Source organism: Pseudomonas guariconensis (assembly GCF_900102675.1).
GTDB lineage: Bacteria > Pseudomonadota > Gammaproteobacteria > Pseudomonadales > Pseudomonadaceae > Aquipseudomonas > Aquipseudomonas guariconensis.
In genome coordinates this window covers 84,543-105,666 of the sequence record NZ_FMYX01000014.1, presented here as the reverse complement: position 1 = coordinate 105,666, position 21,124 = coordinate 84,543, and the positions used below count along the sequence as shown (strand labels likewise).

Here is a 21,124-nt window from a genome sequence, read left to right as displayed (position 1 = left end):
CCACTTATGGCTGGCAGTTGACCTGCACCACCGCCACCGGCTGGTCCAACCAGTCGGCGAAGCTGTCGAGAAAGGCCTGGGTGAACCCGGCCTCGCCCCAGTTGTTGAAGATGAACCCCAGGTTGGAAAAGGCGCACGGCTGCAGGAACAAAAAGCCGTTGATGTCGTCCTCGAAGCCGCACAGCGGGCAGGTGAAGTTGTCGCTCACCCCAGGCATCCACTCCTCCAGGCTCTCGAACAGCGGCTCGCCGATTTCGCGCCGACACTCAGGGCAACCCGCTTCTTCGAGAAAGCCCTCGGTCGGTGTATAGATGCAGCGCTTGAGCATCACCTCCAGGCCGTTGATCTGCTCGCCGAAGGGGAGTCGTTCCGGATGCAACGCGACCTTGCGTGCGCCCTGGGCCAAGGCGTACCCCATGCGATTGCCGGTGCGCCCACAGGTGCTGAGCTGCTCCTCGACGATCTTCTCGCGCACCAACCAGCGCAGGATCGCCCGGGCACGGGCTTCGTGGACCGGGACGGTGGAGAGTTTGGGAACGATGATGCTCTGGGTGTTCATGAACGAAACGGGCCTGCGGACTGCGGTAATAGCGAGATTCTACCGCTCAGCCGCCCAGGTAGCGACCGATCAACGCCACGCCACTGCCCAGCACCAGCCAGGTGACCACACGCACGAAGGCTTCGCGGGACAGCCTCAAGGACAGGTGCCGCCCCAGCCACAGCCCGGCAGCCATCACCGGCAGCAGGCAGGCCGCGACAAACAACAGGCTGGCATCGGCGTATACCCCGGCAGCAACAAACAACGACAGGCGCACAACAGTACTGCAACTGATGAGCGCACTCTGGGTCGCCCTTGCCTGTTCCGTTGAATCCAGCCGGGCATTGAGGTAGATCGCATACAGAAAGCCACCGCTGCCGAACAAGGCGCCGAACAGCCCACCCGCCGTGCCCATCGGCACCGCCCAGGCGCCTGCGAGTCGCGCCGGCCGCACCTTTACGGCCAGGCTATACAACGCATACCCGGTCACGAACAGGCCCATCAGCAACAGCAGAAGGTCCGATTTCAGGCGTAGCAGAAAGACCACGCCCAAGGTACAGCCCAGCGCCATGCACGGCAGCAAGCGCAGCAGTTCGCCACGCACCACCGACTGGCGCGATGGCAACCAGTTGCCAAAGGCCGCGACGAAGTCCAGCAGCACCAGCAACGGAATGATCCGCGACAATGGCATGAAGTGGATCAGCACCGGCCCCGCCACCAACGCCGTACCGAAACCGGCGATACCGAACACGATGTAGGCCACGCCTACCCCCAGCAGGATGGGCAGCCAGTCGAGACCTGAAAACGGCAATTGAGCAAGCATGGGCATGACTCCTGAAAACACCGAGACAGGTTAGCCAGCCACGAGCCATGCCGACTAATATGCCTTTTAACCCTCAGATATCTCGAAAAGGCATGTCATGACTTCCATCCGCCAGTTGCGCTACTTCGTTGAAATAGCCCAGAGCGGCAGCTTCAGCGCGGCCGCCGAGCGGCTATACATCGCCCAGTCTGCGCTAAGCCGTCAGATCAAGGAGCTGGAACATCAGCTCGGTACGCCTTTGTTCGAGCGAACTGCCCGCCAGCCTCGGCTGACCTCGGCTGGCCTGGCCTTTCTCGATCGCGCGCAGCGCCTGCTGGCCGATCTGGACCAAGCCGAGCGCCTGGCCCAGGAGATCGGCCAGGGCCTGCGCGGCAGTCTGCGCCTCAATCACTCCAGCACCGTCCCCTTGACCGGCCGGCTCTTGGCGAGCCTGGGCAGCTACCTGAACAACAATCCTGGCGTGTCCCTGGAGATTGCACAGCAGTCCTCCGAGGCCCAACTAGAAGACATCGCCGAAGGCCGGCTCGAACTCGGCCTGTTGCGTCTGCCGGTGCTGCGCCAGCACCAGGAGGTGGAGATCCATGCCCTGTTCAGCGAGCCATTGCTCTTGGCCGTGGCGGCAGACCATCCACTGGCCGACGCCCCCCAGGTGGCACTGGCGCGATTACGAGATGAGCGTTTCATTTCCATCCCTCATCGACAGCGAGGGGGCTTGAGCTACCTGTCCGCTTCGTTGTGCATGGAGGCAGGATTCTTTCCACGCGCCGCCCAGGTCGTGTCTCGCAAGACCACGCAACTGCAGCTGATACAGGCAGGATTCGGGGTGGCGCTGTTACCAGCCTGTATGCGCGACATCGCGCCGGACTCGGTGCGCTTCATACCGTTGCAAGAGGCTTGCCCGAGCACCGTGGCCCTGGCGTGTCGACGAGACGCGGGGGAACTGGTGCGCCAGTTCGTCTCGACAATGCCCGGCTCAAGCGCCAGCACAGACAACCAGGCGTGATGTCCTTTATGATGCCGGCCATGATCAGAGACCCCTTCGAACGACTCGGCCTGGACCGCGAGGTCCTCACCGTCAGCCAGCTCAACGGCCGCGCGCGCGTGCTGCTCGAGGATGTGTTCCGCAGTGTCTGGGTGGAAGGCGAGATATCCAACCTCGCCCGCCCGGCCTCCGGGCACATGTACTTCACCCTCAAGGACAGCGGCGCCCAGGTGCGCTGCGCACTGTTTCGGCAGAATGCAGTACGCGTACGCCAGACCCTGCGCGATGGCCTGGCAGTCAGGGTGCGCGGCAAGGTATCGCTGTTCGAGGGGCGTGGTGACTACCAACTGATTCTCGACACGGTCGAGCCCGCAGGGGATGGCGCCCTGCGCCTGGCCTTCGAGGCCTTGAAGGAAAAGCTCGGCGCCGAGGGCCTGTTCAGTGCCGAACGCAAGCAACCTCTGCCGGCCCACCCGCGCCGCATCGGCATCATCACCTCCCCCACTGGCGCGGTGATCCGCGACATCATCAGCGTGTTCGGCCGACGCGCCCCCCAAGTGGAACTGAACCTGATTCCCACCGCAGTACAGGGCCGCGAGGCCATTGCCCAGATCGTCCGAGCCCTGCGCCTGGCCGACAGCATGGGCTTCGATGCATTGATCCTGGCCCGGGGCGGAGGTTCGCTGGAGGACCTGTGGTGCTTTAACGAAGAGGACGTCGCCCGCGCCGTGGCCGCGTGCGTGACGCCCATCGTCAGCGCCGTGGGTCATGAAACCGACGTCTCGATCAGCGACTTCGTCGCCGATGTGCGCGCGCCGACCCCATCGGCCGCCGCCGAATTGCTGGCGCCGGACAGCAGCGGTCTGCAACAGCGCCTGGACAGCCTGCAGCGGCGCCTGTTGCTACGCATGAAAAACCGCCTGGCTCATGATCACCTGCGCCTGGATGGCCTGGCCCGCCGCCTGCGCCACCCCGGCGAGCGCTTGCGCCAACAGGCACAGCGCCTGGATGACCTGGATATGCGCCTGCGCCGCGCCTTCATGCTCAACATGAACCAGCGCCACGAGCGCCTGGGCCGTCTGGACACCCGCCTGGCCGCGCAACATCCGGGGCGCGCGCTTAAACTGCTTGGCCAGCGCCTGGACAGCCTCGCCGAACGCCTCCCGCGGGCTATGCGCGAAGTGCTCAAGGATCGTCGGCAACGCTTCCAGGCCCAGTTGCAGACCTTGCACGTGGTCAGCCCCCTGGCGACCCTGGCCCGCGGCTACAGCATTCTGCTCGACGAGCGCGGCCAGGCCATCCGCAGCGCCGCCCAGACCCACAACGGCCAGCGCCTGACCGCCCGCCTGAACGAAGGCGAGCTCAAGGTGCGGGTCGAGGACAACCACCAGACTCCGGTCACCCTCTCGCTACTGGACTGACACATGCCCCGCCTGCTCGCCCCTCTGCTCGCCTTCTTCTTGCTGTTGCTCGGTACCCACGCCCAGGCCAGCTACATCACGCGCCAGCTGAACAAGCCGGTGCCCGGAGGCGTGGCGGTGGTCGACCTGGGCCCTGCCCCCTCGGCACCCAGCGCACGCTTCGATGGCAAGCCGGTGCTGGTGGTCCAGGAGCAGGGCAACTGGCTGGCCATCGTCGGCATTCCTCTGACCCAGAAGCCCGGCACCGCGGTGCTCACCCAAGGTTCGCGTACCCTGCCCTTCACGGTCGGCAGCAAGAAGTACCCCGAGCAACACATCACGTTGAAGAACAAGCGCCAGGTCAATCCCGACCCCGCCGACCTCAAACGCATCGAGCGCGAGCTGGCCGAACAGCTCAAGGCCTACCGCAGCTTCAGCCCTGCCCTGCCGAGCAACCTGATCCTCGACAAACCGGTCAGCGGGCCACTGTCGAGCAAGTTCGGCGTGCGTCGCTTCTTCAACGGAGAGGAGCGCAACCCCCATGCCGGCCTGGACTTCGCCGTGCCCGCCGGTACGCCTATCAAGACCCCGGCCAATGGCAAGGTGATCTTGGTGGGGGATTACTTCTTCAATGGCCGTACCGTGTTCGTCGATCACGGACAGGGCTTCATCAGCATGTTTTGCCACATGTCCAAGATCGATGTGAAACCTGGCCAGACGCTGCGTCGCGGCGAGGTGGTCGGCCGCGTGGGCGCCACAGGCCGGGCGACCGGGCCGCATATGCACTGGAACGTCAGTCTCAACGACGCGCGGGTGGATCCGGCAATTTTCATCGGGGCGTTTCAGCCCTGATCCAGGCGTACCGACTTCGCGAGTGAACCCGCACCCACAAGGCCGACGCTGTATTGGAGGCGTTCACAGAACCCTGTGGCGGCGGGTTTACCCGCGAAAAGGCTCACACCGCCAACAACCTTTCCCTTGAGTTGCGCCATCAAAAAATAGCGCGCAAAAATACCGAAGTCGCCGTTCGATATCAGCCATAAAATCTCGCACAAGCGCTTTTTTTAAGCATTCCTCTCAATTTTTTCCGAATGCTTGCCATCCCACCGGTCACTGGTTAGGGTTGAGGCATGAAAACCTTCAGCACCCTCATTCTGCTCCGACAACATCGCAGCCTCTGCCTGGTCAGCGCCCGACTACCAGGCTGATCGTGTCGCCTCGCCTCTTCATCTCGTTATCGCTCGGCAGGCCCGATCTCGGCCGCACATAAAAGGATTGCTTCCATGACCATGCTCAAAGACCCTTCGAAGAAATACCGCGCCTTCCCGACCATCGATCTGCCGGACCGTACCTGGCCGTCGAAGACCATCACCCAGGCGCCGATCTGGTGCAGCTCCGACTTGCGTGACGGCAACCAGTCGCTGATCGAGCCGATGGATTCGGAGAAGAAACTGCGTTTCTGGAAGACCTTGGTGCAGGTCGGCGTGAAGGAAATCGAAGCCTCGTTCCCGTCCGCCTCGCAAACCGACTTCGACTTCGTGCGCACCCTGATCGAAGACGGCCACATCCCGGACGACACCACCATCCAGGTGCTCACCCAGGCCCGTGAAGACTTGATCGCGCGTACTTTCGAATCCCTGCGTGGCGCCAAGAAAGCCATCGTCCACCTGTACAACGCCACTTCGCCGTCGTTCCGCCGCATTGTCTTCAACCAGGACAAGCAGGGCGTGAAGGACATCGCGGTGAACGCCGCCAAGCTGTTCGTCAAGTATGCCGCTCAGCAGCCGGAAACCCAGTGGACGTTCCAGTACTCGCCGGAAACCTTCAGCGCCACCGAGATGGAGTTCGCCAAGGAGGTCTGCGACGCGGTGATCGAGGTGTGGAACCCGACCCCTGAACACAAGATCATCCTCAACCTGCCGGCCACCGTCGAAGTGTCGACGCCCAACGTCTATGCCGACCAGATCGAATGGTTCTGCCGCAACGTCAACCGCCGCGACAGCGTGATCATCAGCCTGCACACCCACAACGACCGCGGCACTGGCATCGCAGCCACCGAACTGGGCCTGATGGCCGGCGCCGACCGCGCCGAAGGCTGCCTGTTCGGCAACGGCGAGCGTACCGGCAACGTCGACCTGGTGACCCTGGCCCTGAACCTCTACACCCAGGGCATCGACCCCAAACTGGACTTCTCCGACATCGACGGTGTACGCAAGGTCGTCGAGGAGTGCAACCAGCTGCCTGTGCACCCACGTCACCCGTACGTGGGCGATCTGGTTCACACCGCATTCTCCGGCTCGCACCAGGACGCCATCCGCAAAGGCTTCGCCAAGCAGAAGGAAGACGCACTCTGGGAAGTGCCTTACCTGCCGATCGACCCGGCCGACATCGGCCGCAGCTACGAGGCGGTGATCCGCGTCAACAGCCAGTCCGGCAAAGGCGGCATCACCTACCTGCTCGAGCAGGAGTACGGCATCAGCCTGCCACGTCGCATGCAGATCGAGTTCAGCCAGGTGGTACAGGGCGAGACCGACCGCCTGGGCCTGGAGATGACTGCTCAGCAGATTTACAGCCTGCTGCACAAGGAATACCTCCAGGCCAACACGCCCTATGCACTGGTCAGCCATCGTCTGCAGGAAGAGAACGGCCACAGCGCCGTGGAAGTGGAAGTCGCCGGCGAAGGCGAAACCACCCTGCACTGGCGCGGTAAAGGCAACGGCGCGCTGGAAGCGCTGGTCGCCGGCCTGCCCATCAGCGTGGAAATCATGGACTACAACGAACACGCCATCGGTGCCGGCACCAATGCCAAGGCTGCGGCCTATATTGAATTGCGCGTGGCCGGTGGTCGTCCGGTACATGGCGTGGGGATCGACGAGAACATCACCACCGCCAGCTTCAAGGCGCTGTTCAGCGCACTGAACCGCTCGCTGAGCCAGCAGGCGGCCAAGGCGGCGTAAGCCTCAGCCGTCCCTGAAAAGGGCCCGTATCCGCCGATACGGGCCCTTTTTTTTGCGCAAGATCGCTCGGCCATACACAGAAGGCAGGTAGCCATCACTTTGCCCATAATGCTGGGTATACTCGCTTCATCTTCCACCGCTTCGATCAAGGATGACGACCCGTGAACCCGTCCGCCATCACTCGATCACCGGCAAACGGACCAGGGACGCTGCTTCTGATGACTCCCGTCACCCTCATGGCACTGGCTGACCAAAACAGCCAAGACTACTTGAGCCGCCTAATCGACTGCCTGCACAGTTGCGCCCACCTACACACAGAGCACCTGCAATTACAGGTACACATTCTCAGTGATCTGTACGACATCGCCGATGACAGCTTCGAAGCCCGCCAGATCCAGCACGTGCTCAAGCAACGTCAGCAGCAGCAAGCCCAGTGCTACGCGCAACTGAAGCAGGCGAGCCAAGACGCAGCCGTATCGACCCAGACGCTGCGCGAACATCAAGCCAAGCTGGACCAGGATCTGCAACAGGCGCTGGGCGAATCCAGCCAGAGCCCCGCGATGCGTGAGTGCCAGCACGAACTGCAACAGGCTCAAGACGCACGCGAACCCTTGAAGCGCGACCACCTACTGCTCAGCCAGGAGTGCACGCAGAAGCTTGCGAGCTATGTCCGCCATCCGATGTATCGGTACCTGCGCCAGCAAGGCTTTGCCAGCACGACCTATCGACGCAACGCACTGAACCGGTTCCTGGACGAATGGCTCGCCAAACACTGCAATTTCAGCCAGAACCTGCGCAATGAACAGCTGCTCAACGCCATGCAGCAACACAGCGCCGCACAACTGGCCGAGCATGACAAACACATAGGCGCGCTGGAGCAGCGCCTTGAGGATCTACGCAAGGCACTGACTCAACAGCCCGTCCAGGCCAAGCAAGTGCGACGCATCGAAACGCTGGTCAACCAGGTCATAGATCACTGGGCCCAAGTCGAGCCCCTTTATCTCGAAGCCCTCCGGTATGCGCGCTGCGAGGACGAGGACGGCCAGGATGCCCTGCGCTGGCTGAAGTACGAACTCAAGGCCGAGTCACTGGAGGCAGCACTTGCGCAATGGGCAGCCATCGGCTCGCCCCAGCCCGAGCGCTATCGCCGGGAATTGCTGGCGCTGCGCCAGCGACTGGACATCGCCACCGAGCAGATCAACGAGGCACTAGACGCCCTTCGACATGCCGAGGCACTGGAGTTCGCCTTGCGCGCCAGCATGAGCCCATTCGCTTGCACGTGCGGCGCCCAGTCCACGGCGCCCGTACGGTGTACCTGTCACCTGCTGTTGCCCACAGGCGAGCGCTATGCGCCGCGCCCGGACTATGCGTCACTGATCGACAGCTACATGAATCGCGCGCTGCTGCTGGGTTCCCTGATCAATACGATCAAGGCCGCACGCCTGGCACCGGCCACGGCGCCGGAACACACCGTCAGCGACACCTTCTCCCCAGCCCCACAACTCATGCAAGGACACCCATGAGCCAATATCTGGAACGAGCCCTCAATGGCCTGCAACAACTCGGTATCAGCTTCGGCCAGCCCGCCGCTCAGCCCGCCCCGGTGTTAGTGCTGCTGGATAAAGTCGCGCATTACGACAACGACCGCGTCACGGCCATCGCCGCTGTATTGCAGCAAGCCACCCTGTTCAACCAGATCGTGCGCGAGCAGATCGAGGGGATGGACATCGCCAACCGCTACCTGGACATCACCGAAAGCTTCACCTCGATCCGCGAAGATGCCGCGAACATGGCCTCGTGGATGGACGATGGTCGCCTGGACACCCTCGAACGCCTGAAACTGGGTTGGATGAACATGGCCCGCGGCTCGATTCCCAGCCGTTTTGGCGACATTCGCAAGCACTACCTGGAGGTGAGCAAGGCCGCCAGCGACCAGATCGCACGGGAAAACCTCATCCTGGAAACCTACATGGATTTCCGCCTGGCGATGAAGACCGCCGAGGTCGAGGCCCAGCAGGTGCTGGCCATCGCCGCCCAGGCGCTCAAGGCGCGCACCCAGGCCCTGGATGCGGCCAGCGCCCAGGTGACCGCAGCCGAGCAGCAGGACCCCGCCCGGCGCGCGGCGCTGGAACTGGCTCGCGACGAAGCCGTGCGTGCGCTGCAAAACGAAGACAAGAGCTACCAGATCATCAAGGACATTGCCGATGACCTGAGGGTTGGCTACAACACCGCCGAAATGGTCTTCGCCCGCATCAGCCAGGTCCACGTGGTCAAGGAACGCCAGTACCAACGTATGGTTTCGTTCTTCTCCACCAACGAAGTGGTGCTGACCAGCCTGGCCGTTTCGTTCACCGCCAACCAGGGCATGAACGAGGCCACCCACACGCTCAATGCCACCACCGATGGCATCAGCAAGGGGCTCGAAGCCCTTGGCCAACTGGGTAACCAACAGCTGGACGCCGCACTCAAGGCCAGCTATGGCTCGACCGTCCGCGTCGATTCGGTACGCGCCCTGGCCCAGGCCACCCTGGACTTCCAGAATGACATGAAAGGCCTGACCGACACCTACCGTGCAGAGTCCACCAAAGCTGCACAGGAAATCGCCACCGCCGTGGAAGACGCCAAGCGCGCCTTCTCCGCCCTGCTGACCAAAGCCGCGCAATGAGCAACGGCACATTCAGCGAACAGATGGGGGCCATGGCCCTGGTCGACGAGCTACGCCTTCAGCAACGCCAGATGCAGGAACATCTGGACCTGCCGCGGCGCCGCGAGGAAGTCGCCGAACGCATCCGTGGCTACTATCAACGCCAGGGCATCGCCTGCGATGACGCGCTGATCGAACAAGGCGTGCGCGAGTTCTTCGCCCGCCGCCTGGTGTTCGAGGCGCCCGCGCTGAGCTGGCCGCGCCGATTGCTGGCCGGACTTCTCCTGCGCCGCGCGCTGACAGCGTGGTTGCTGGTAGGCGTCGCCCTGCTCGGCGGCACGCTGCTGGCGACCAAGCAGCACCAATCTCCGGCACCCTCCCAACCGAGCAAATCCAGCGTTGCCAGCGCCGGCAACGGCCTGGCCGTGCCCGCACCACAGTGGTCGTCAAAAGCAGAACAGGCCGCCTACCAGGCACGCCTGGAGCAATACACGCAGCTGATGGCCCGTATCGACGCCATGCCGCTGTCGAGCGACATGCGCGCCAGGCTGATGCCGTACGCCCTGTCAACCGGCCCGCTGGTAGCCAACCATCAACCGGCCGCATCCAGCCAAGCGCTTCGCGAATTGCAGTTGTTCACAGACTTCGTCGAGTCGAAACTGCAACTGGTGATTCCCGACGGCACGGGCGAGGTGTCCGGTTACGAACGCTGCCTGATGGGCGACACGTGCCAGCGAGGCAGTAAAGACGGCAAGGCATGGTTCCTGGTCTTCCAAGGGCACGACCCTCAGGGGCGGGTGGTGACAATGCCGGTGTTAGGCAGCAACGGCTTAACCACCTTCACCGACACCGTGGGCGTCCAGGTCAGCCGTGCGCAATACCTCAGGTCGCGCAAAAGCAAGAGAGCCACTGGCCACATCGACAAGCCGATCTTCGGCAAGAAGGACGCCTACAGCCTTGACCGAGGTTTCGACGCTCGCATTATTCCCGGTGGCAGATACGACAACCCATCCGAAGACCCACAGTACATCACCGCCCGCTTCTGACCGGACCGACCGCAGGCACGCCTGCGGCGCCTCTATTGAGGACCGCTCCCCGGGCAGCGCTCACACATCGTCTTCATGGCAGGCAAAAAAAGGGGCGCCAATTCGGCGCCCCGCAAGCGTTGTAGCACACAACAGAATCAGGTTCAGTCCAGCAGTGCCATCGCCTCGGCGCTGCAGGCCTCGATCCGTGCCCAGTCGCCGTTCTTGATCCAGCTGCTGTCGAGCATCCAGGTCCCGCCCACGCACATCACGTTGGGCTGGGCCATGTAGTTGCGCACGTTGGCCGGGTTGACGCCACCGGTGGGGCAGAAGCGGATGTCGCCGAACGGGCCGGCGAAGGCCTTGATCGCCGCCACGCCGCCGCTGATTTCGGCGGGGAACAGCTTGAAGCGACGGTAGCCCAGGGCATAGCCCATCATGATTTCAGACGGCGTACTGATGCCAGGCAACAGCGGGATATCGCTTTCGACGCCCGCCTGGAGGAGATCCTGGGTCACTCCAGGGGTCACCACGAATTGTGCGCCAGCCGCTTCCACGGCAGTGAACATGGTCCGATCGAGCACGGTGCCGGCACCGATGCACAGCTCCGGACGCTGTTCGCGCAGCACTCGAATGGCCTTGAGGCCATGCTCGGAACGCAGGGTCACCTCCAGGGTACGGATGCCGCCGGCGGCCAGGGCGTCGGCCAGGGGCAGGATGTCTTGCTCACGGGCGATGGTGATCACCGGCAGAATGCGCGCCTTGCCGCAGATCGCGTCGATCCGGGCGGCTTTCTCGGCCATCGAGAGCAGAGGCTGTTGGCGTTCGAGCGTGGTCATGAGAGTGGATCCTTGGCTCATGGGCACCAGTAGATGTCCAGGGGGTCGTGAAGAAAGGCGCGAATCGGCATTTCGGTTGGGTCAGCGGCCACTAATGCGGCGCGCAGGGTAGCGAGTTTGCCCAGGCCTTGCACAGACAGCGCGGTGAAACCGGCGCTGGCCAACAGGGCTCGGGTCATGCTCAGGCGCTGGCGTGGCACACTCGGTGCCAGCATCGGCAGGCAGCGGTGCGTGCTTCGCAGGTCCAGGCTTTCAGGCAGGTTGGGGCTGGCCGGGAACAACGAGGCCGTGTGACCGTCATCGCCCATGCCCAGCACCAGCACATCGATTGGGGGCAACGCAGCCAGGGCCTGGTCGGCCAGAACAGCGGCGGCATCGAGACTCTCGGCACAGTGATACAAGCCCACGAAGCGAGCCTTGGCGGCCGGGCCCTTGAACAGGTGACGTACCAGCAATCCGGCATTGCTGTCGGCATGCTCGACCGGTACCCAGCGCTCGTCGGCCAGGCTGACCGTGACCTTCGACCAGTCCAGCGCTTCGCCTGCGAGCTTCTCCAGGAAGGGTACCGGGCTGCGGCCACCCGACAGGACCAGGCACGCCTGCCCCTTATCGACAATGGCCTGGCGCAGGCGCTCGGCCACATCATGGGCCAATGTCGCCGCCAAGGCCTTGCCATCAGCCAGCGAATGCATCGTTACGCTCGCCGGCAGTTGCAGTTCAGATATCGCCATACCACGCCCTCCCATCACGTGTGATCAGTGCGATGGAGCTCATCGGCCCCCAGGACCCCGCCGCATAAGGCTTGGGTGCGTCGCCAGCGTTCTTCCAGCCGGCAATCAGCTGATCGCACCACGTCCAGGCATATTCAATTTCATCTTTGCGCACGAACAGGTTCTGGTTGCCGCGCATCACTTCCAACAACAGACGCTCATAGGCATCCGGGATACGCGCGCTGCGCCAGGTGTCGGAGAAATTCAGTTGCAAGGGCCCGCTACGCAGTTGCATGCCTTTGTCCAGGCCTTGCTCCTTGGTCATGACCCGCAAAGAAATGCCTTCGTCCGGCTGCAGGCGGATGATCAGCTTGTTACCGATCTGCAAACGCTGCTCGGGGGCGAAGATGTAGTGCGGCGTTTCCTTGAAGTGGATGACGATCTGCGACAGCTTTTGCGGCATACGCTTGCCGGTACGCAGGTAGAACGGCACGCCGGACCAGCGCCAGTTGCGGATGTCGGCACGCAGGGCGACGAAGGTCTCGGTGTCGCTCTGAGCATTGGCGTTGTCTTCTTCCAGGTAGCCCGGCACCGGTGCACCATCGCTGTAGCCGGCAATGTACTGGCCGCGCACCACCCGGGTGCTCAGGGCTTCGCCGGTGATTGGCGCCAGGGCTTTGAGCACCTTCACCTTTTCGTTGCGGATGCTGTCGGCGGACAAATCGCTGGGCGGGTCCATGGCAATCAGGCACAGCAGCTGCAACAGGTGGTTCTGGATCATGTCGCGCAGCTGGCCGGCCTTGTCGAAATAGCCCCAGCGTCCTTCGATCCCCACCTTTTCAGCCACGGTGATTTCCACGTGGGAGATAGAGTTCTGGTTCCACTGGGTTTCGAACAGGCTGTTGGCAAAACGCAGTGCGATGAGGTTCTGCACCGTCTCCTTGCCCAGGTAGTGATCGATACGATAGACCCGACTTTCCGGGAAGAACCGCGCCACGGCATCGTTGACCCGACGGGACGACTCCAAGTCGTGACCGATGGGCTTTTCCAGCACGACCCGAGTACGGGCGGCCAGGCCGGCTTTGTCCAGGTTCTCGCAGATCGCGCCGTACACCGAGGCGGGCGTGGCGAAATAGGCGATCAAAGGCAGGTCTGCGGCCACCTGTTCGGCCAGCGCCTGGTAGCCATCGGCCTGGAGGAAGTCCAGGCGCACGTAGCTCAGGCGGGCGAGGAAACGCCCCAGCGCACCGGGCTCGATGTCCGCCTCCGGCACGAAGCGGCGCAGGTGCGCCTCGATGGTCGCCAGGTGCTGCTCGCCATCGCCGGCTTCACGGGCCAGGGCCAGCAGGCACGAATCGGCGTGCAGCAAGCCGGCGCGGTCGAGCTGATAAAGCGCGGGAAACAGCTTGCGCAGTGCCAGGTCGCCAAGGGCGCCAAACAGGGCAAAGGTGCAAGGTTCTACACTGATCGCAGCCATGATGTTGGTTCTTTCCTAAAGTTGGCCTAGGAATATCGTTTTCAACCGCGGTTTTCAAGGGGTAATGTAGTAAAAACCACAACATTACCCTACAACTGTGACAGACAAGTGGTGCGGCAACCTCGCCGACAGTACGATAGACACCGTGCAAAAAGCCCGCTGTTCCATCAGCCGGCTGTCTTCCCGACCCAAGGACACACCATGGACCGCGTGAGAAACCTCCTGGAGCAGATCCAGGGACGCCTCGACGAGCTGAACAAGGCCGAACGCAAAGTCGCCGAAGTCATCCTGCTCAACCCGCAACAAGCCACCCGCTTCAGCATCGCCGCGCTTGCCCAGGCCGCCAAGGTCAGCGAACCGACGGTCAACCGTTTCTGCCGCTCCTTCGGTGTCAGTGGCTACCCCGAACTCAAGCTTCAGCTGGCCCAGAGCCTGGCCAGCGGCGCCGCTTACGTCAGCCGCGCGGTGGAGGCCGACGATGACCCGGCCGCCTACACCCAGAAGATCTTCGGCAGCGCCATCGCATCGCTCGACAGCGCCTGCCAGGCGCTAGACCCGCAACAGGTCAGCCGCGCCGTGGACATGATGATCCAGGCTCGGCAAATCCACTTCTTCGGCCTGGGCGCCTCGGCCCCCGTGGCCCTCGACGCCCAGCACAAGTTCTTCCGCTTCAACCTGGCGGTGTCGGCCCATGCCGACGTGCTCATGCAACGCATGCTGGCCTCGGTCGCGCATACCGGCGATTTGTTCGTGATCATCTCCTACACCGGTCGCACCCGCGAACTGGTGGAGGTGGCCCGCGTGGCGCGTGAAAACGGCGCCTCCGTCCTTGGCCTGACCGCCGCCGGCTCGCCCCTGGCCAAGGCCTGCAGCCTGAGCCTGCACATCCCATTGCCGGAGGACACCGACATCTACATGCCAATGACCTCGCGGATCATCCAACTCACCGTGCTCGATGTGCTGGCCACCGGCATGACCCTGCGCCGCGGCGTGGACTTCCAACCGCACCTGCGCAAGATCAAGGAAAGCCTCAACGCCAGCCGTTACCCGATCGAGGACGACGAGCTCAACTGAGCCGGTGTGCCTGCAGGCTCAGGTGAGCCTGCTGCCCCGGCGCCAGGCTCAAGCCCTCGCCGCTGCCGCTGGCGATCTCGACGCAGACAAACCGCTGACACTCGCGGCCGCTGACACCCACCAGCGGGCGCTTGCCCGGGTGCCAGACCACTGTGTCGTCGGAATCCCCGCTGTCGATGCACAGTTCACGCTCCCACACAGGGTCCTGCAGCTGCACCCGGGGCGTACCCGGATAAACCTTCTGGCAACCGCCCTTGACCTTGAGCGCACCGTCCTCGCGGCACGCCTGGCGGTTGAGGCGGTCATAGCCTTCGATGTCCTCAAGCCCAGACAGCGCTATCTCAGACACGTCGCTGATACGCCAATAAGCCAGCAGCGCATGACTCAACTGGCAAGGTTCGCTGTCCTGGTGCTCGGTGGTCAGGCTCAGTTCCATGCCGCTGCCCAAGCGCGCGTGCAGGTCCACTTGCCAGTCGCACAGCTGCAGGCGCCAGGTAAGGGTCACGCCCTCCTCGTCCTCCTGGCTCTCGACCAGCTTCCAGTCGAGCAGGCGCGCCCAACCATGGGACGGCCACAAATCTTCGCTGGGATGACGTCCATACCAAGGCCAGCAAACCGGCACGCCACCTCGGATCGCCCCGGCCAGCGGCCACTGCTCGGCACACCATAGCCACGGACGTTCGCCGGCAGGCTGAAAATGCACCAGCTGCGCGCCCTGGCGACTGAATACGGCCTGGCAACGGGGGTGATCGATAATCAACACATCGCGCTGCTGGTAACGCTCCCACTCGAACGTCGGCCTGGGCCTCTGCGCGCCAAAGAAGCGATGTAGCGGATGTTCGGGCATGGTTCCAAGCTCTTGTTGTTTGAGATAGCGCTGTCTCGGCGCGGGCTTCATTTCCACCGAGATCCAGTGGAAATGAAGTGGCCGGGAAATGGATGGCGTAAATTTACAACAATTTTTCTCAGAATGACGACTGAATCTTCAATCCTGCGACCAGCGCATTGTCAACCTCATCCACTCCCCCAGGGCTCTTGATGTACTGCAGGTTCGGCCGCACGGTCAGCCAGTTGGTGACGTGAAAGCCATAGTAGAGCTCGGCGTTGTATTCGGTGCGCTGCAGCGGCACGAAGCCCGGATTGTCGTAATCGTCGATACCACTGCTGGCATTGAGCTGCTCGGCGCGCTTCTTGACGTCATCATTGACATGGATCCGCGCGATGCCAAAGCCAATGTCGTCCTTGGGCCGGGCATCGAAGGGGCCTTTGTAGACCATGCCTATCTGCTGGTAGTTGTCGATGACGTTGGTAGCCTTGTCGTGCACGGTGAAATTGGCGAACAGGCTCAGGCCCCGGTTGACATCACCCTGGTGCGCCGTCACCTGCTGCTGGGCCACGACCCACCAGCCGTGCTTGCTGGAGTGGGATTTGAAGTCATTGCCGGTGATGCCCTGGGGCTGGCCGTTGACGTCCTCATAGACATCGTCAGCCTTGGCGGTGCTGTAGTAGTAGCCCAGGCGGTATTCACCCGGCAGGCCGTTGACCTTGGGCGACCAGACCATCTCCACCGGCAGGATCGCGCCCTTGGTGCCGCTGCCGCTGAGTTTGAAGCCGTTGCCGGTCTCAAGGTTCGACGGATTTTGCTCGAAGGCCCCCACCTGCACGAAGAACTCCGGGTTGATGTTGTACTTGACCCGCAGCGCCCACTGGCTGACCGGCCAGTTGTACCAGATACCGCCCACCCAGTTGCCCACCTGGGAGCCGCAGAAGGCCAAGTTCTGGAAGTCGCAGGGGAAGCTGTTGAAGTCCTCGCCCTCACCGAAGCGCCCGAATTTCACATCCAGGGCGCCATCGAAGTACTTCTGCTTGATCCACATCTGCGTCAGCCGCCAGGTCTGGCCACGGCCCCAGACTTCCTGGACCGAGCTGAACTGCCCAGCGCGCGGGTCGCTGATGCGGTCGTTGGACAGGTTGCGGCCACTTCGTTCGGTGATTGCCAGCTTGAATTCGGCGTCGTGCCAGCCAAGGATCTTCTGAAGATCCAGGTGCGCGCCCAGGGCGAACTGGTCGCTGTAGCGGGCAGTCTTGTCGTCGTTGTAGCCGCCGTGCAGGTTGCCGGCCACCTCGCCGACATAATCGAGGGTGAAGTCGTAGCCTTTTTCCAATAGCTCGGTTCGGGTGCCGCCCCAGTCCCCGGTCATCCATTTCGAATCCGCCGAGAAGGCCTCGGCCGCGTGTGCCCCACCACTGCCGACAAAGGTCAGCACCGCCAGCGAGCCCAGCGTCCTGATGCGTTTGCGATGGTCCATCCCTTGTTCCTCACTTTTCTTGTTATTGATGGTTTAGACGACTCAGCGCCCTTTGAAACGCGCCACATTGCCCCCAGCGACCGGCGCAGGGGCAACCTGCCCCAGGCGCTCCCCGCTGGCAGCATCGAACAGCAGCACCCGCGAAGGATCGAACTGCAGCTGCAAGCTGTCTCCCACACGGCAGGCGACATCCGGCGCCAGCCGGCAGCAAACCTTGACCTGGTTGAGGGAGACGAACACCAGCAGGTCCGGCCCGGTGGGCTCAGTCACCTGCACCTCGGCGCGGATGCCATGCATGCCCTCGCCCGCGCCCACGCCGATCTGCTCGGGGCGAATGCCTAGCACCACTTCGCACCCTTCGAGTTCGTCCGACAGATGCCCGACGGGCAACTCGCAACGGGCCTGCCCGCTGTCGAGCAACGCCACCAGGCGCCCTTGTTGTTTCGTCAGGCGCGCCGGGATGAAGTTCATTGGCGGTGAGCCGATGAAGCTGGCGACGAACTGGTTGGCCGGGTCGTTATAGATCTGCTGCGGGGTGCCGAACTGCTGGATGACGCCGTCCTTCATTACCGCCACCTTGTCACCCAGGGTCATGGCCTCGATCTGGTCATGGGTGACGTACACGGTGGTGGTTTTCAGACGCTGGTGCATCAGCTTGATTTCGGTGCGCATCTCCACCCGCAGCTTGGCGTCGAGGTTCGACAACGGCTCGTCGAACAGGTAGATCTTCGGCCGCCGCGCCAAGGCCCGGCCCATGGCCACCCGCTGCTGCTGGCCGCCGGAAAGCTGGCCTGGCTTGCGCGTGAGCAGGTGTTCGATCTGCAGTAGCTTGGCCACCCGCGCCACCTCGTCGTCGATCGCCGCCTGAGGCATTTTGCGAATCTTCAGCCCGAAGGCGATGTTGTCGCGCACGTTCATGGTCGGGTACAGCGCATAGGACTGGAACACCATGGCGATGTCCCGATCCTTGGGGCTCATGCCGCTAATGTCGGTGCCGTCGACGAGGATTTCGCCGCCACTGATGTCCTCCAACCCGGCGATGCAGTTCATCAAGGTCGACTTTCCGCACCCTGATGGGCCGACCAGAATCAGGAACTCACCGGACTCGATACCCAGGTCAATGGCCTTGAGGGTATCGGGCAGGCCGCTGCCGTAGCGCTTGTTGACGTTGCGAAGTTCGAGCCGTGCCATGTGTCACCCCTTGACCGCGCCGGCGGTCAGGCCGCGCAGGAAATATTTGCCGGCCAGCACATAGACCAGCAGGGTCGGAAGCCCCGCGATCATTGCCGCCGCCATGTCGACGTTGTATTCCTTGACCCCGGTGCTGGTGTTGACCAGGTTGTTCAGGGCCACGGTGATGGGCTGGGCGTCGCCGCTGGCGAACACCACACCAAAGAGAAAGTCGTTCCAGATCTGAGTGAACTGCCAGATCAGGCAGACCATGATGATCGGCACCGACATCGGCAGCAGGATCCGCCCGAAGATCGTGAAGAACCCCGCGCCATCCAGCCGCGCCGCACGTACCAGGGCCTCGGGCACGCTGCAGTAGTAATTACGAAAGAACAGCGTGGTGAAGGCCAGCCCGTACACGATATGCACCAGCACCAGTCCTGTGGTGGTGCTGGCAAGGCCAAGCTTGCCGAGGGTGAACGAGGCCGGCAGCAAGACGGTCTGGAACGGCAGGAAGCAACCGAACAACAGCAGGCCGAAGAACAGCTGCGAACCCCGGAAGCGCCACATCGACAGCACATAGCCGTTCAAGGCGCCCATCAAGGTGGATATCAGCACGGCTGGCACGGTGATCTTCACCGAGTTCCAGAAGTAGCCTCCGACCGTGTCCCAGGCCTTGATCCAGCCGATCCCAGTGATCACTTCCGGCCAGCTCAGCAGGTTGCCTGCGCGGATGTCTTCCGGCGATTTGAAGCTGGTCAGCAGCATCACCACCAGCGGTATCAGGTACAGCGCACAGGCAGCCAGCAAAGTGGCATGGATGGCCAGGCGGCTGGGGGAGAACCAACGTGGACTAGTCATGGCGCTTGGTCCTCAGTTCCGAATACAGGTAGGGCACCAGGATCGCCAGAATGGCGCCGAGCATGAGGATCGCACTGGCCGAGCCCATGCCCATCTGTCCACGGCTGAAGGTGAAGTTGTACATGAACATCGCCGGCAGGTCGGAGGCGTAGCCCGGGCCGCCAGCAGTCATTGCGGCCACCAGGTCGAAGCTCTTGATGGCGATGTGCGCCAGGATCATCAAGGCACTGAAGAACACCGGCCGCAGGCTCGGCAGCACGATGCGCAAATAGATCCTCGGCAGGCTCGCGCCATCGACCTGGGCAGCCCGGATGATCGACGGGTCGACCCCACGCAGGCCGGCCAGGAACAGCGCCATGACAAAGCCTGAGGCCTGCCACACCGCAGCGATCACCAGGCAATAGACCACCCGGTCCGGGTCCACCAGCCAGTCGAAGCGAAAGCCCTCCCAGCCCCAGTCCCGCAGCAGTTTGTCCAGGCCAAGACCTGGGTTGAGCAGCCACTTCCAGGCGGTACCGGTGACGATCATCGACAGCGCCATCGGGTACAGGTAGACCGTGCGGATGACGCCTTCGCGGCGGATGCGCTGATCGAGCAACACCGCCAACAGCACCCCCACGACCAGGCTGATGGCGATGAACAAGCCACCGAATACCAGCAGGTTCTTGCTGGCGACCCACCAGCGGTCGTTGGCCAGCAGTTTGGCGTACTGGCTCAGCCCGGCCCATTTGTAGCTGGGCATGAAGCTGGAGTTGGTGAAGGAGAGCACGAAGGTCCAGAGGATGTAGCCGTAAAAGCCCACCAGGACAATCAGCATGCTAGGCGCCAGCACCAGTTTCGGGAGCCAGCGTTGCAGGGCGTCCAGGGGGGAGGCCCGCAGGGTTGCGGTTGCTGTGTTCATGTGAAGTACCGAAGAACATGCATCTAGCGCGAGTCCTGTGGAAGCGGGTTTATCCGCCTCCACAGGGGCCAGTAAGGTCAGAGAGACCGCCAGCGGTGCTACTGCGCGGCCTTGATCGCCGCGCCCAGCTGCTTGGCCGCCTTGGCAGGGTCTGCCTTGGGGTCGTTGAGGAAGTTGGTGACCACATCGAAGATGGCCCCCTGCACCGCCAGCGATGAGGCCATGTTGTGCGCCATGCTAGGTTGCAGCCCCTGGCCTTTCTCGGCCTCCTGGAAGTCCTTTTGCGACTGCTGGGTGCAGGCATCGAACGGCGTCATGTCCATGCCTTGGCGCACTGGCAGCGAGCCCTTGGCTTGGTTGAAGGCGGTCTGGAAGGCCGGCTCCAGCGCGACCTTGGCCAGGTCGTTCTGGGCCTCGATATCGTGCTCGTTCTTGAGTTTGAACATCGCCAGGGAGTCGATGTTGTAGGTGAAGCTACCCTGAGTGCCGGGGAATGGCACGCACTGGTAGTCCTTGCCGGCCACCTTGTGGGCGGCGGTCCATTCGCTCTTGGCCCAGTCACCCATGATCTGCATGCCGGCCTTGCCGTTGATGACGTCGGCGGCAGCGATGTTCCAGTCTCGGCCGGCGCGGTTGGCGTCCATATAGGTGCCAAGGCGCTGCAAGGTCTTGAAGGTCTGCACCATCTTGTCGCCGGTGAGCGTCTGTTCGTCCAGCTCGACGAACGCCTTGTGGTAGCCCTCAGGCCCCAGGATGCTCAGCACCAGGCTTTCGAACACCGTGCTGTCCTGCCAAGGCTGGCCGCCATGGGCCAGTGGCTGGAAGCCTGCGGCCTTGAGCTTGTCGGCGGCGACGAACAGTTCATCGAGCGTATGCGGCACCTTGGCGCCTGCCTTCTCGAACACCACCGGATTGACCCACAGCCAGTTGACCCGGTGGATGTTCACCGGCACGGCTACATAGTGATCATCGTACTTCCAGATAGGGGTCAGCTTGGCCGGTAGCAGTGCGTCCCATTGGTTGGCCTTGGCCACCTCGTCGAGCTCGGCGAGCAGGCCCAAGGCACCCCACTCCTGGATATCCGGGCCCTTGATCTGGGCGGCGGCGGGTGGGTTGCCGGCCACGGCGCGGCTCTTGAGCACGGTCATGGCCGCAGCACCGCCGCCACCGGCCACGGCGTTGTCCTTCCAGGTGAAACCGTCTTTTTCGACCTGCTGCTTGAGGGTGTTGACGGCGGCGGCCTCACCGCCGGAGGTCCACCAATGCAGGACTTCGACAGAGCCCTTTGCATCAGCAGCAAGGGCGGTCAGCGGCATGAATGAGGCGAGGGAAACGACAGCGGCTAGGCGAGTGATCGCATTCATCGTGGAGAACCTTTCTTGTTGTTATGCGAGGCAAGTCGTGGTGCTTGCGC

The 21,124-nt window shown here is 63.0% G+C and carries 19 protein-coding genes; 8 read left to right on the top strand and 11 right to left on the bottom strand.

Annotated elements, in window-relative coordinates; all coding sequences use genetic code 11:
- Nucleotides 1-4 precede the first annotated feature (4 nt).
- Nucleotides 5-559, bottom strand: a complete 555-nt coding sequence (locus BLS27_RS20620) for a sugar ABC transporter ATPase (RefSeq protein ID WP_090346696.1) — start codon at nt 557-559, stop codon at nt 5-7.
- Between the two features lie 46 nt (nt 560-605).
- Entirely contained in the window at nt 606-1,361 is a 756-nt protein-coding gene (locus BLS27_RS20615) for a sulfite exporter TauE/SafE family protein (protein ID WP_043210627.1), read from the bottom strand.
- 97 nt (nt 1,362-1,458) lie between these two features.
- Between BLS27_RS20615 and BLS27_RS20610 the strand changes: the two genes are divergently transcribed.
- The 7 genes from BLS27_RS20610 (at nt 1,459) to BLS27_RS20575 (ending at nt 10,390) form a co-directional block, all read left to right on the top strand.
- Nucleotides 1,459-2,364, top strand: a complete 906-nt coding sequence (locus tag BLS27_RS20610; protein WP_090346693.1) for a LysR family transcriptional regulator — start codon at nt 1,459-1,461, stop codon at nt 2,362-2,364.
- A gap of 20 nt (nt 2,365-2,384) precedes the next feature.
- The gene (gene xseA / locus BLS27_RS20605) at nt 2,385-3,764 is read left to right on the top strand and encodes an exodeoxyribonuclease VII large subunit (RefSeq protein WP_090346727.1); all 1,380 of its coding nucleotides are present in this window, start codon (nt 2,385-2,387) and stop codon (nt 3,762-3,764) included.
- Nucleotides 3,765-3,767: 3 nt separating this feature from the next.
- Entirely contained in the window at nt 3,768-4,595 is an 828-nt protein-coding gene (locus BLS27_RS20600) for a M23 family metallopeptidase (protein ID WP_043210631.1), read from the top strand.
- A gap of 431 nt (nt 4,596-5,026) precedes the next feature.
- A complete protein-coding gene (leuA, locus tag BLS27_RS20590) occupies nt 5,027-6,700 on the top strand; it encodes a 2-isopropylmalate synthase (RefSeq protein ID WP_043210635.1) in 1,674 nt (557 codons plus the stop codon).
- Nucleotides 6,701-6,918: 218 nt separating this feature from the next.
- The gene (locus BLS27_RS20585; RefSeq protein WP_090346688.1) at nt 6,919-8,223 is read left to right on the top strand and encodes a hypothetical protein; all 1,305 of its coding nucleotides are present in this window, start codon (nt 6,919-6,921) and stop codon (nt 8,221-8,223) included.
- Nucleotides 8,220-9,365, top strand: a complete 1,146-nt coding sequence (locus BLS27_RS20580; RefSeq protein ID WP_070574749.1) for a merozoite surface protein 3b — start codon at nt 8,220-8,222, stop codon at nt 9,363-9,365. The genes BLS27_RS20585 and BLS27_RS20580 overlap by 4 nt, the downstream gene beginning before the upstream one ends.
- Nucleotides 9,362-10,390: a DUF6384 family protein gene (locus BLS27_RS20575; protein WP_070574751.1), complete on the top strand. Its 1,029-nt coding sequence runs from the start codon at nt 9,362-9,364 to the stop codon at nt 10,388-10,390. Before BLS27_RS20580 ends, BLS27_RS20575 begins: the two co-directional genes overlap by 4 nt.
- 143 nt (nt 10,391-10,533) lie before the next feature.
- On the opposite strand, the gene BLS27_RS20570 is transcribed toward BLS27_RS20575, so the two are convergent.
- From BLS27_RS20570 to zwf, 3 genes are read right to left on the bottom strand one after another with little or no spacing between them, the layout of a single operon-like run.
- Nucleotides 10,534-11,208: a bifunctional 4-hydroxy-2-oxoglutarate aldolase/2-dehydro-3-deoxy-phosphogluconate aldolase gene (locus BLS27_RS20570; RefSeq protein WP_043210636.1), complete on the bottom strand. Its 675-nt coding sequence runs from the start codon at nt 11,206-11,208 to the stop codon at nt 10,534-10,536.
- A gap of 17 nt (nt 11,209-11,225) precedes the next feature.
- Nucleotides 11,226-11,939 (bottom strand): 6-phosphogluconolactonase, encoded by a 714-nt coding sequence (gene pgl, locus BLS27_RS20565; RefSeq protein ID WP_090346684.1) that lies wholly within the window; start codon nt 11,937-11,939, stop codon nt 11,226-11,228.
- Nucleotides 11,926-13,395, bottom strand: coding sequence for a glucose-6-phosphate dehydrogenase (gene zwf, locus BLS27_RS20560; protein WP_090346681.1), 1,470 nt, complete (start codon nt 13,393-13,395; stop codon nt 11,926-11,928). Before zwf ends, pgl begins: the two co-directional genes overlap by 14 nt.
- Nucleotides 13,396-13,605: 210 nt before the next feature.
- On the opposite strand from zwf, the gene hexR reads away from it, so the two are divergent.
- Nucleotides 13,606-14,469: a DNA-binding transcriptional regulator HexR gene (hexR, locus tag BLS27_RS20555; protein ID WP_178113806.1), complete on the top strand. Its 864-nt coding sequence runs from the start codon at nt 13,606-13,608 to the stop codon at nt 14,467-14,469.
- On the opposite strand, the gene BLS27_RS20550 is transcribed toward hexR, so the two are convergent.
- The 6 genes from BLS27_RS20550 to BLS27_RS20525 form a co-directional block, all read right to left on the bottom strand.
- Nucleotides 14,462-15,316: a D-hexose-6-phosphate mutarotase gene (locus BLS27_RS20550; RefSeq protein ID WP_090346678.1), complete on the bottom strand. Its 855-nt coding sequence runs from the start codon at nt 15,314-15,316 to the stop codon at nt 14,462-14,464. The two genes, hexR and BLS27_RS20550, sit on opposite strands and share 8 nt — an antisense overlap.
- Before the next feature lie 118 nt (nt 15,317-15,434).
- Entirely contained in the window at nt 15,435-16,778 is a 1,344-nt protein-coding gene (locus tag BLS27_RS20545; RefSeq protein WP_043210649.1) for a carbohydrate porin, read from the bottom strand.
- A 42-nt stretch (nt 16,779-16,820) separates the two neighbouring features.
- On the bottom strand, nt 16,821-17,969 hold the full coding sequence (locus BLS27_RS20540; RefSeq protein WP_090346675.1) for an ABC transporter ATP-binding protein: 1,149 nt from the start codon (nt 17,967-17,969) through the stop codon (nt 16,821-16,823).
- A 3-nt stretch (nt 17,970-17,972) separates the two neighbouring features.
- Nucleotides 17,973-18,809 (bottom strand): carbohydrate ABC transporter permease, encoded by an 837-nt coding sequence (locus BLS27_RS20535; protein WP_043210652.1) that lies wholly within the window; start codon nt 18,807-18,809, stop codon nt 17,973-17,975.
- Complete coding sequence (locus BLS27_RS20530) at nt 18,802-19,710, bottom strand: carbohydrate ABC transporter permease (protein WP_043210655.1); 909 nt, start codon at nt 19,708-19,710, stop codon at nt 18,802-18,804. The genes BLS27_RS20535 and BLS27_RS20530 overlap by 8 nt, the downstream gene beginning before the upstream one ends.
- A gap of 98 nt (nt 19,711-19,808) precedes the next feature.
- On the bottom strand, nt 19,809-21,074 hold the full coding sequence (locus BLS27_RS20525) for an ABC transporter substrate-binding protein (protein WP_090346672.1): 1,266 nt from the start codon (nt 21,072-21,074) through the stop codon (nt 19,809-19,811).
- Nucleotides 21,075-21,124: the final 50 nt, after the last annotated feature.